Below are 11,429 nucleotides of genomic sequence, written 5' to 3' on the forward strand. Positions count from 1 at the left end.
CCGGCGGCGGAGGTCCCCATGCCGGGTCCGGCTTCCACCCAGGACCGGGTGCCCAACCCTGCGGCGGGGTAGGCCAATTCGGCGGAGCGTTGAAGCGATATCCCACAGTTCATCCCCCACAAACTTGCACCAGACCGACGACGCTAGCCCGAGCCACTACGGCCCACACATCGATCACTCGGCCAACAGAGTTCGCCGACAAGAGTCGCTAAGTACCCGACCGAGCAATCGAGGTCAGATATCCGACTCGGCGGGATGCGGTGCACCTGCCACTGACTTTCACCACACACTGTCAGTGCTTGGTTCGAAGTATCTACAGGGAGTAGCGGGCTTCCTGCGGTTGGCGACGCTCTGGCTCGCAAAAGCCCTCGCTTGACGTTGACCTCCATTCGCTGTCAAGAATCGACTCTTTTGCTCATTGGGCGGGCCACTCTGCGATGAAGACCTCGGAACATGTCCTCGGACCGGTATCACTGCCCGGACCGAGCGGCGACGGCCCAGACAACAGTTGGACTGGTGAGCGAATCAGCGCCTTGGGCGCAGTTACCGATCTGACGACCGCTGCGCGGATCATGGGACTGTCTCGTTCGCTCGCGTACCACCTGGCCAGGTCCGACCAGTTCCCCCTGCCTGTGCTCCGGTTTGGCAGCCGCTACCGCGTGCCCGTTGCGGCCATCCTCCACGCCCTGCACCTACCGCCTAACCACCGTGGCGAGCCGCCGGCACCAGCGCCGGAACACGACCCAGTCCCAGTCCGAAAGACAATCCCGGATCACCCCCGACCGAACCCGCAGCCACCTACTGCCCCACGCCCTATCCGTGGGACACCCCGGAATAGGACAGGGTCGGCCTTCAAACGCTGTTCGTGCCGCGACGGCGAGGGCCGCAAACTCGGCAATCGTTGCCCCCTCATCCGCTGCCCGAGCGGAGCGTGGAATCCCACCCACGGCCGGTGGGCCTACCAACTCGAACTGCCCACCCACCCCGGCCAGGCGCGCCGGCAACTACGCCGCAGCACCTTCGACACCCGCGACGCCGCCACCGGCGACCGCGACCACGCCAAAGCCCTGCTCGCCCTCGCTGCTGACGACCCGGCAGTCGCCGCCGAGATCGCCGACATGCTCCTCGCCGTCCCCACCGGCGCACCACTGCCGGACCGCGACACCATCGCCCGACGGGTCCGCGCCGGACTGCCCCCCCACCGTCACGACCACCGTCGGCGAGTACCTGCAGTCGTGGCTGGCATCCCGCCGCAGCCTCAGCAGCGTCCAACCCAACACCCTGCTGGCCTACGAGTCGCACATCCGCGTCCACCTGGTCCCGCACCTCGGCACCATCGCCCTGGTGAAACTACGGGTGGAGCACGTCGAGACCATGTTCGCCGCCATCGCCGAGGGCAGCACCGCCATCGAGATCGCCCGCCAGAGCGACGACCCCACCACCCGCGCCAGCGTCCGCGGCCTGCGCACCACCAAACCGGCCAGCATGCACCGCATCCGCGCCACCCTGCGCAAGGCACTCAACGACGCCATCCGCCGCGGCAACAACCGGCTCATCGACTTCAACCCCGCCGCCCACATCGAACTGCCATCCGGGGTACGCCCCAAGGCCCGGGTATGGACCGCCAAAGCCGTACAACGGTGGCGCGACACCGGTGAACGGCCCAGCCCAGTCATGGTCTGGACCCCACAGCAGGCCGGCGCGTTCCTCGACCACGCCGAAGAGCACGACATCGCCCTCTACCCACTGTTCGCGCTCATCCTGCACCGCGGACTGCGCCGCGGCGAGGCCGTCGGACTCACCGACACCGCCGTCGACCTCGACAACTCGATGATCAGCGTCACCCAACAGATAGCCACCCACGGCTACACGCCCGTGATCAAGAAGGTCAAGTCCGAGTCCGGCAACCGGATCATGGCCATGGCCAGCATCACCCGCGTCGTCCTGCGCGCCCACCACGCCCGCCGCGCCCAGTGGAAACTCGCCGCCGGCCACACCTGGCCCGACACCGGACTGTTCTTCGTCCAACCCGACGGGAAGCCCTGGCACCCCAACGCCGTCACCGACCGCTTCGAAACCCTCGTCCGCGACGCCGACCTACCCCCGATCCGGCTACACGACCTGCGGCACTGCGCCGCCACCTACCTCAAAGCCGCCGGCGCCGACCTCAAAGACATCCAGGAACTCCTCGGCCACTCCTCCGCCGCCATGACCGACGTCTACACCTCGGTCATCGCCGAACTCGACGTCGAACGCGCCAAAGCCGACGCCGCCGCCGAAATCCTTTCCCGCCACCGAGGACGGGCTACCGCGCGGGTATCTGCTATCAGCACTCGTCCCTAGTGAAGGGGACGGTGGGTCTTACGCCCGAAGGCGTAGGCATCGGCAAGCTGCCCGATCCGCGTTTTCGGCCAGTTCGCCCGATGACGGCGTCGCATCGATGGGCGAGCACGGGTACTGCGAGTTGACAAGGTTTCACGTACGGTGGTCCTGCCTTCTGGAGATCAGCCCGATGGCCACTCGTTGGTTGACGTGAGGAACCGAGGCACGGATGAACGACAGACGCGACCCACGCCTGTCGCTAGCAAGCCTTGATTTCCTCGGTGACGAGGGCGCGCTTCAGCGACAGGTCGGGCAGCTACTGCGGGAGAGTGGGCATCTCTCCCGCACGGGTGGTTTCCGTGGATCTGATGCGACCGGATCGGTCTTCGTCGTCATTGACACGCAACGCCGCGTGGAAGCCGTCACGGTTGGCCGCGAGTGGCGCGCCGAGGTTGGCGTGGCTCGGTTCCCGGCCGTGCTCTTCGAGGCATACAGCGCCGCCGTCGGCGCCGCACTGGAACAGGCCGCCTTGACGGAACTTCAGCAGGGGCAGGCACCGCCACGCCAAACCGCGGTGCAGGCGTCTCCCGAGCTTGACGAGGACGTGTGGTCGCGGGCGACCTGGCGCACGCTGCAGGGTCTCGACGCGGAGCTGGATCGGGTGGCGCAGCTACGCGTTTCCCCGGTCGAGCAGGTCATGACCAGCCCCAACGGCTGTCTGACGTTGCAGGTTCGCGCGAACAGCATTGTCGGCATCACCGGCGACACGGGACGGATCGCCCGTGCCGACGCCGGTCAGCTGCAGTTCGAAGCACGGTCCGTCCTTCGCGCCTTCGACCTGGCACGGGCAGATCAACACGACCTTGAGGGGTGGCCAGGTGGATGAGCTGAACGTCATCACCGACGCGTTGCGCACCGAGGGCGGCAAATGGTTGCAGCTGTCCGACAGCGCTACCGCCATCAAGGGCGCCACGGAGGGGCTGAGCTTGGACGCCTCCGCCTTCTACATCGGCGACGTCAACGCCGGCGTCCACTCAGCCGCGTACCGCGACTTCCACACCTTTATGGTCGCGATCCTCGCCGGGGCGGCGACGGAGTTTGAGCAGGTCGGTGAAGCCCTTCGGCGCGTGGCCGTCGCCTACGACCGGGCCGACGAGGTGATCTCGCTGGACCTCAACACGATCTACAAAGCCTAAGCACTGACGTTACGACCCGGAAGGATCCAAGCCGATGCAGCCCGCACCGCCGGACCTGGAATACGGCGAGCCGTTCAACAAGGCCTTCGACCAGATCCACGTCGGCGTGGACCTTGCCGTCGAGGGGTTCAACGACGTCGTCTCTCAGGTCAACGAGTGGGCGTGGCTCATCGGCCCGGCGGCGCTGCTGTGGATCAAGCACAACATCGACGCCGCGCGCCGCGGCCTACGGGAGGTCATGGACCGGGTTGATCACGCTCTGGAACACCAGATGCCGGTGCTGTCGCTCATTTCGATGAGCTTCCGGTGGGTCACCGAGGTGAAGACGCCCGTCTCCCAGCTGTCGTTCGCGATCAGTGAGCCGATCGACCAGAACCTGGTCAAGTGGACCGGCGACGCGGCCCGCGCCTACGCCGATAAGGCTGTCAAGCAGCGGGCGGCGGTTGACGAGTCCGTTCTCAAGGCGGAGTTCATCAGTCAGTGGCTGTTCAAGATCGCTAGGGCCAATGTTGACTACGCGGTCGAGCTAGCGTCGATCGTCACCAATCTGGCGGGTAAGTTCGCCCAGGCCGCCGTCGACGCGACGACTGTCATCAACATTCCCTGGGCCATCGACACATTGGCGAAGGCTGTCGGCGATATCGTCACCGCGGGGCTGGACACTCTCCTGCGGATCGGTGAGCGTTTCGTTGACGCGTTGGGTAACGTCCGGGACATCGCGACGCAGGTCGGTGACTACTCCAAGCTTCCGGGCGGCCGTTGGCCCGAAGCCGTGCGTGGGTAGCGCCTGTCGTCAGGAGTGCGGCACGGCGGTGTAGGTCGCCTTGAGGATCGCCAGCGCTTTCGCGGCGAGTGCCTCTTTAGGCAGGTAGGAATCGCCGCCGACCGCGAGCCAGACCTTCACCACGAGGTTGGCGCCCCGGGCGTGGATCATGTACTCGGTGTACTTGAAGCCAGGGTCCGATCGCTTGACGAACCCCTCGGCCTCCTCGGCGACGTCGGCGACGGGGCCGTCCGCCGTCATGCCTGTCACCTGCTGGGTCGCCGTGTAGAGGCGTCCGGCCTCCTCGGCGCTCGTCAATGAGGAGGCTTCCACTAGCAGGTTCGCCTGGTGGTCGTCCGCGGTGCGCATCTCGAACAGGCACGACGAGCCCTGCCGCGCCAGCGGCGGCTTCGGATCGGTACGAGCGACCTTCACCGATAGGTCCGCCAGGGGCGTCAGGTCCGTGCGCCGGCACAGGTCGAGGTTGGTGGCGTCGTAGGAAGGGCCGACGGTGGGCGCCGGGCTACTGGTGGCGGGAGCACCAGCGATCGGTGAGGTGGTGACGGCACGGGGCGTCGCTGGTCCGCCGTCGTCACACCCTCCGGTAACCGCGAGCGTTACCAGAAGGCCGACAACAAGCGCCCGTTTCCGGGACCGAGCTTTCACGCTGTTGACCATACCGTCAGCGGCGCCAGGCGATCGCCCGTGCTGGTTACCGTTATCGTCGAGGCATGCCCCGCGAGACCATTGAATCTGTCGCTCGCTCCCGCGCCGTCACCGCGGCGGCGGTTCTGCAGCAGCTGGTCGATCTCCGCGCCTACCCCCACCGGCACCTTGCCGTGGCCGCCTATGCCCCCGGCGGGGACAGCATCAGCCAGGCGCTCGCCGCCGCCGACTACCTCAGCCACACGGGGTGGGAACTCATCAATGTGACCGAGGTTGGGGGCGGCAGGACACTGCACGCGATCATGCGACGCAGGTGAGCCAGTAGTTGTCGGGTTTCGTCGGCTTCGTTTCGAGCCGGCCGGAACTGCCGCGGCCAACGCTCCACTGCCCTGTCGCGACCGGGGCAGGCCTACCTACAAACGAGAACGATCACTGGTGGAACTGGCTGAGTTTGGCCATATGCCTTGGCTGATGTGGCCCCTATGATGTTGAGAGACGTCGGTAGTGTCTCCCGCTTCTGCGTCTCGGCACGTGGGTGCGCCGTGCCAGTTGGCGGAGCATGAAGACTCGCGACGCACACGTTTCCGTATGCATTGTTTCAATGACCAGTCCGGCCCGTTGCATTGGAAGATTCACGGATGACTACTAGACCACGTGTAATTCTTGTGACCGCACGGCCTGGGCCTGGCGTTGATGAGGACATTGATATGCCGATCCTGGCCGACGCTGTCACCTCGGTCGGCTGCGAGGTTGCGGTCAGGCCGTGGGATGATCCAACCGCTGCGTGGGGCGAAGTCGATCTCGCGGTAGTGCGTTCCCCGTGGGACTACCCGGTGCGGATGCCGGAGTTTCGGGCATGGATCGACTGGTGTGCGAAGACGGGCGTCAAGCTGGCGAACTCGCCGGATGTCCTGCGGTGGAACATCGACAAGCGTTATCTGAAGGATCTCGCGGACGCCGGTGTTCCGACGGTGCCTACGACATACATCGACCCCGGTGCCGAGATCCGGCTTCCGATCGAGGGCGAGTTCGTGGTGAAGCCTGCGGTGGGAGCCGGTTCTCGACTGGCAGGGCGGTATGGCGCGGCGGATCAGGCCGACGCCGCGCGGCATGTGGCGAGGCTTCAGGCCGAAGGACTCACGGTGATGGTTCAGCCGTACCGGGACGCGGTCGATACCGCTGGCGAACGTGCGTTGGTCTTCTTCGGCGGCCGATTCATGCATGCGATCCGGAAGCGCGGCGTGTTGGCGCTTGGCGCGGACATTGATGGGCCTAGGGAGGCTCATCCCGGGCTGGTGTCCTGGCAGCCGTCCGCGGAGGAGCTGGCGTTGGGGCGGCAGGCTCTCGCTGCGGTGCCTTTCGACGGCGATCTTGTATACGGGCGCGTCGATTTGATCGTGGAACCTGATCGGGGTCCAGTCCTGATGGAGCTTGAGTTGATCGAGCCGAACTTGTTCCTGCGCCCGAATCCAGGCGCGGCGATGGCCTTGGCACGCGTGATCGCGGAGCGGGCGACAGGTAACCAGCACCGCTGACGTGGGTATCGACCCGGGCCTCGTCTCTGACGATCGATAGCGGCGGAATTCGGGAAGGTGTGATGACCGCACCGCCGGTACTATCGATGGTATTGGCTGATGTGGGGGTTGCTTCGTGCCGCGTCGGGACTTGCGTGCGCTGTTCAGGACGAACGTCGAGGGTCTCGATGCCGTCTACGTCTTCGCCAACCGTGAGGATGAGCGGATCGCCTTTGATAGCGCCTTCGCGGCACACCAGGCAGGGCTCGACGATCCGGTCGCCCAAGTTGGGGATATGACATCGCCTCGGTCGAATGTCCTGACTTTCTACGGTGTGGGAGGCATCGGCAAGACGAGTCTTTCGCGCCAGTTGCAGGCACGCGTGGAATCACCTGATGAGAGTTTGCCGGAGGGCTGGCCTGCGATATCTGAGGCGCCGAAGGTGTTGACGGCGCGGTTAGATCTGTCACGCGAGGCCGGACACGACTTCGAGAGCATGATACTGCTTCTGCGGGCCGCGCTGGCGCCACTCGGGCGACCGATGACGGCCTTTGACCTGGCATTCGCCCGGTACTGGGAACGCAATCACAGTGAGCCGCTAGCCGACTACATGAGCCGCCACGGGTTTTTCAGTCGACTCCCGGGGGCTTCGGCGGTGCCCCAGCATCTGAGCGAGGCGGTGACCGAGGTGATCGGTTTGGCCGGGATGGGGGTTCCGGGCCTTCCGTTGCTGGTGCAGACCGGGCCCGGGCTCGTGGCCGCCTTGCGAGACCGATCGCGTCGACGCCACGCGCTTAAGGACTGCCGGCGGCTCCCGGACCTACTTGAGGCAGACGCGTCGCTGGATTCCCTGAGCTTCTATCCACATCTGCTCGCCTGGGACCTGGCGAGTTGGCAGCGTCGGGAGCCGATTGGCCTGGTCGTGTTCATCGACACATTTGAGCAGGTGGGCAGTCGCAGCGATCGCGATCTTGAGCGTCTGATCCAGCGCATGGTCTGGCTGATGCCCAATGCGATGTTCGTCGTGACTGGCCGCAACCGGCTCGACTGGGATGATCCGGGGCTCGCGGACCGGCTCGACTGGACCGGCTCGGTGAGCTGGCCCGGTCTCGCGGCAGGCACGTCGAGTGAGCCTCGCCAGCACCTAGTCGGTTTCCTTTCGCCGCGGGACTGCGATCGGTATCTGCGCACCCGACTGATCCGGGACGGTCAGCCAGCGATCCCTGCCGACATCCGTCAGCGGATCGTCGCGAACTCCCGTGGCCTTCCGCTCTATCTTGACCTGTCGGTCATGCGCTTCCTGCATCTGCTGCCCCGGCCAGAGGCGATGACACCGGACGACTTCAGCGAGCCGTTCCCCGGCATTGTGGCTCGGGTCTTCCGTGACCTGGATCAGGCCGAGCGGAGCATTCTCCGCGCGGTAACCCTGCTGGACGCATTCGACGTCGATCTCGCGTTGGTCACGGCCGGCGTCACCTCCCGGGCGGCAGCACAGCAGTTGGTGCAACGTCCGCTGGTGCTGCATGCCGGAGACGGCAGGTGGCCGTATTACCTGCATGACCTGGTCCGGGAACAAGTCAGGGTGGCCGACGTCGGCTTGGACGACTCCTGGACTCCACAGGACTGGAGCGACGCGGCCGCCCGCGCCCTCATCGCGCTAGGTCGAATAGCGGTTGGCAGCAGGCTACTGCGGGACCGGCGGACGCTGATTAGCGTTCTCAACCAGGGATTCCGCCTGGCGCATGAGTATCGCCTGCAGCTGGACTGGCTCGTGGACGCCGCCTACTGGTACGTCGAGGACAGTGTGTGGGAGCCGACGCTCCGGCCCCGGGTCTCGGCGGATACCGAGCCAGACAGGGAGCTTCAGCTCACCACGCCCGCGCAAACACTCGCCGTGGCGCTGGAGACGATCGCCAAGCGGCAGAGAGTGCATCGCGGAGAGACGCTGCGGCTTCTGGAACGGTGCGCCGCGGCTGACGGGCTCGGTGATCAGGCGCGGGATCTCATCGCCTACTTCCACGCCGAGTGCCAGCGTGACCTGGGGCATCCGGCGGAGTCGGAGCGGGAGATGCTGGGGCTGATTGGCCCGAACCGTCGGATGGCTGACGCTGCGCTGCGCGGGCTTAGCCACCTTCAGCGCCGCACGGGGCGCTTCGCGGCACTGGCGTCGCAGTTGCAGGGCCGGCCACTGGTCGGGGTGTGGCATCGGGCGACCGGCGAGCTGCATTGGACCCAGGGTCGGCTCGACGACGCATGCCGAGAATACGACGCGGGCATTGCGTGGGCGTCCGAGGAACGCCTCCCCGGGGAGATCGCTCTGACGTCGGCGTGCCGGGCGTGGGCCGCTTCCCTCATGTCGGCCGAGGCAGGGCGGAGTGCTATCGACGCGGCGCGTGAGGCACTCAGGTCGGTCACGATCGCCTGGGCCGAGCTGTTGGTCGCGTGCGCGGAGGCCGCGTGTAGGGCTGGTGAGGTGGACGCCGAGCAGTTATGCGACCAGTTGGTGTCCGATGCCCGGCAGCGTGGGCTGACGTCCCCAGAGGCGTACGCGCAGTTCGCGCGCGCGTTTCACTTCGCGGTACTGGCCGACGTCGACGGACTGCTGCGGGCGCGAGCGCTGATCAGGTCGTTGGTCCATGGTCATCAATTCGCCTACCTATGCGAGATCGTCGATTTTTGGTTAGGTACCAGCGCGCCGGACGATGGGCTACCGGCCGCACAGTGGGTGGACGAGCGGGACGTGACGGCCGGCCGGTGGCTTGAGACGGTGCAGTCGCGTCGGCGCGACCGTCAGGCGTTACGAAGCGTCGATGGGATATGAGTGGCTCGCTACACGGTTCTGACTGAGCGGCAGATCGCCGACGTGCTGCGGCAGTACGGATGGCAGGACGCGAATGTCGAGGTTCTTGCCGGCGGTGCGGCGAACAGTAGCTACACGGTGCGTACCAGCACCAGCCACTACGTGGTGACAATCCTGGACAACCATGACCAGGTCACAGCGCACCGGCTGGCGGCCCTGCTACGCCATCTAGCTAGGTTCGAGTTGCCGACCAGTCGGCTGGTCCGGACGCTCGACGGTGCGGATCTCGGCGTCTTCGGCGACCTGTCGGTGCTGGCGAAGGAATACATCCCGGGAAGCAGCGCCGTTCCGCTTCCAGACTCCGGCTACGTCGCGGCCGGGAAGCTTCTCGCCAGCGCGCACCGAGTCCCGGCCCCCGATTGGCTGGCGGGCCAAGATCGACGGCTGCCTACGGAAGCGAGGAGCCGACTCAGGGAGTTCCATGATCGCGCGTTCGCCGCCTGGGTGGCGAAGCAGCTCACCGAGACCGAAACGCAGCTGGGGTTTGAGGGGCCGCGTGGCCTCGTTCACGGTGACTTCTTCGCCGACAACCTCGTCACCGGCCCCGATGGCATGCTTCACGTGATCGATTGGGAGACTGCGGCTGTCGATTTGTTTTGTATCGACATAGGCATGGCATTGGTAGGGCTCTGCGGGCACCAGGGGAGGTTCCTGCCGCAGCGGATGGCGGCGTTCCTCAACGGGTATGCCGCGACTCGTCGGCTAGACCCAACCGAGTTGAAGGCCCTGCCAGCTGCCACCATCTACGCCGCCACGATGATCGCATATTTTCGCTACGTACGTCACCACCTCAGTCGACCGGACCCGATCAAGCAGTATCAATATCGCGAGATGGTCGACCTCGTGAGCAGCATCAAGGCCACATTCATGCCTCCGCGAGGCCTACTCAACAACTAGAGCATGCACTAAGATCGATATATGGGCCTGGGGCGAGCTGGTCATGATCATTCATTGTGGTTGAATCTAAGCACCCACGACCGTCTCCGCCGAGACGGGTTTCTCCTGGTACCCGGAACCGCGTGGCGGATGACCGAGCCGACTTCGGCGGCGTTCTCGGAGCTAGGTGACGCTTTCCACGCCCTGCCCTTAGACGAATATCTACCCGACGGTGGGCGTTACCGGTTCCGGCGGCACGCGATATTCGACGTGTCATCTTCGGGCAAAATCCGCGAGATGCCCGAACGTCCGTACCGTCAACCTGCGGAACTCAACGCGTTCGCCGGCGGGATACCCCGCGTCTTCGCCCCACTCGGCCCAGCGCTCGCCCGCAACGCCTACCTCCGCGCTCTCCTACGAGTCAACATGGACCAGGTAACCGCGGTGATACCCACAGCGCCGGAACGTTGGCAGGTCGACGTCCATCTGGTGCGTATAGTCAGCGACGGAGGCAGGCTCGGCATGCCTTCACCGGAGGGCCCCCACCGCGATGGATTCAAATTCATTTCCATTCATCTTATCGGCGTCACCGGTGTCGACAGCGGCGGACTCACCGAGGTTTTCGATGACCGCGGCACTCTAGTGCTACGGACTCGCCTATTCCAACCCGGCGACACGATCTACCTGGATGACGAGCGATTCCGTCACGATGCCTCGCCCATTGAGGCAGCCGGACGCGGGTGGCGGGACGTCATCCTCTGCAGCTATCAGCCCGTCAAATAGCACATCGAATCGCGACACCGACCGTCGCCGTACAGAATCTCACCGAACGCTCGGTGGAACACCGCCTCGCCGTCGAGCTGCGGCAGGAGACGGCCGGTTGCGGGAGGACGTCGAGTTTGTGAAGCGGGCGACTGGCTTCCTTCGCGAAGGAGACCCGGTGAACGTGTACCCGTTCATCGAGGCGGAGAAGGCTGGCAAACACAGCGTAGGCGTGCGTGCGACCTGATGAAGGCTTCCCGGTCCGCCTCCCACCAGCCAGCCACCGGTCAGCAATCGCAGCGGGACCTGGCCGACCAGATCCTCACCGCGAACGTCCTCGAGGTGCACCGGATGTTGATGGGCACCTACGGAGCCCTCGCAGCTGCACGCCGGACTGGCTGACACTGTGCTGCGGCACCGCCGTGAACGCATCAACCGGCTGACGGTCGGCGCCGGTGCTCGCGACACGA

Annotated in this window: 11 protein-coding genes and 1 pseudogene; 10 read left to right on the forward strand and 2 right to left on the reverse strand. The window is 65.6% G+C overall.

What is annotated here, in order from left to right; all coding sequences use genetic code 11:
- Positions 1 to 1,004: 1,004 nt before the first annotated feature.
- Positions 1,005 to 1,214, reverse strand: coding sequence for a hypothetical protein (locus tag ABZ749_RS17695; RefSeq protein ID WP_357228971.1), 210 nt, complete (start codon positions 1,212 to 1,214; stop codon positions 1,005 to 1,007).
- A 25-nt stretch (positions 1,215 to 1,239) separates the two neighbouring features.
- Here ABZ749_RS17695 and ABZ749_RS17700 point away from each other — a divergent pair.
- From ABZ749_RS17700 to ABZ749_RS17720, 5 genes and pseudogenes are all read left to right on the forward strand, one after another.
- Positions 1,240 to 1,314 (forward strand): annotated as a pseudogene (locus tag ABZ749_RS17700) (hypothetical protein); the annotation flags it as partial.
- Positions 1,315 to 1,344: 30 nt separating this feature from the next.
- Positions 1,345 to 2,343: a site-specific integrase gene (locus ABZ749_RS17705; RefSeq protein ID WP_357228969.1), complete on the forward strand. Its 999-nt coding sequence runs from the start codon at positions 1,345 to 1,347 to the stop codon at positions 2,341 to 2,343.
- A 208-nt stretch (positions 2,344 to 2,551) separates the two neighbouring features.
- Positions 2,552 to 3,208: a hypothetical protein gene (locus ABZ749_RS17710; protein WP_357228945.1), complete on the forward strand. Its 657-nt coding sequence runs from the start codon at positions 2,552 to 2,554 to the stop codon at positions 3,206 to 3,208.
- Complete coding sequence (locus ABZ749_RS17715; protein WP_357228948.1) at positions 3,201 to 3,518, forward strand: hypothetical protein; 318 nt, start codon at positions 3,201 to 3,203, stop codon at positions 3,516 to 3,518. The genes ABZ749_RS17710 and ABZ749_RS17715 overlap by 8 nt, the downstream gene beginning before the upstream one ends.
- 34 nt (positions 3,519 to 3,552) lie before the next feature.
- On the forward strand, positions 3,553 to 4,302 hold the full coding sequence (locus tag ABZ749_RS17720; protein ID WP_357228950.1) for a hypothetical protein: 750 nt from the start codon (positions 3,553 to 3,555) through the stop codon (positions 4,300 to 4,302).
- A 9-nt stretch (positions 4,303 to 4,311) separates the two neighbouring features.
- On the opposite strand, the gene ABZ749_RS17725 is transcribed toward ABZ749_RS17720, so the two are convergent.
- Complete coding sequence (locus tag ABZ749_RS17725) at positions 4,312 to 4,959, reverse strand: hypothetical protein (RefSeq protein ID WP_357228953.1); 648 nt, start codon at positions 4,957 to 4,959, stop codon at positions 4,312 to 4,314.
- Between the two features lie 53 nt (positions 4,960 to 5,012).
- Between ABZ749_RS17725 and ABZ749_RS17730 the strand changes: the two genes are divergently transcribed.
- The 5 genes from ABZ749_RS17730 (at position 5,013) to ABZ749_RS17750 (ending at position 10,980) form a co-directional block, all read left to right on the forward strand.
- Positions 5,013 to 5,264: a transcriptional regulator gene (locus ABZ749_RS17730; RefSeq protein WP_357228956.1), complete on the forward strand. Its 252-nt coding sequence runs from the start codon at positions 5,013 to 5,015 to the stop codon at positions 5,262 to 5,264.
- 390 nt (positions 5,265 to 5,654) lie between these two features.
- Positions 5,655 to 6,482: a hypothetical protein gene (locus ABZ749_RS17735; protein ID WP_357228959.1), complete on the forward strand. Its 828-nt coding sequence runs from the start codon at positions 5,655 to 5,657 to the stop codon at positions 6,480 to 6,482.
- A gap of 115 nt (positions 6,483 to 6,597) precedes the next feature.
- A complete protein-coding gene (locus ABZ749_RS17740; protein WP_357228962.1) occupies positions 6,598 to 9,282 on the forward strand; it encodes a hypothetical protein in 2,685 nt (894 codons plus the stop codon).
- Positions 9,283 to 10,218, forward strand: coding sequence for a phosphotransferase (locus tag ABZ749_RS17745; RefSeq protein ID WP_357228964.1), 936 nt, complete (start codon positions 9,283 to 9,285; stop codon positions 10,216 to 10,218). It begins immediately after the preceding gene.
- A gap of 129 nt (positions 10,219 to 10,347) precedes the next feature.
- Positions 10,348 to 10,980, forward strand: a complete 633-nt coding sequence (locus ABZ749_RS17750; protein ID WP_357228967.1) for a 2OG-Fe dioxygenase family protein — start codon at positions 10,348 to 10,350, stop codon at positions 10,978 to 10,980.
- Positions 10,981 to 11,429: the final 449 nt, after the last annotated feature.

The sequence above is a fragment of the Micromonospora sp. NPDC047753 genome (genome assembly GCF_040642735.1).
In the GTDB taxonomy this organism is placed as follows: domain Bacteria; phylum Actinomycetota; class Actinomycetes; order Mycobacteriales; family Micromonosporaceae; genus Micromonospora.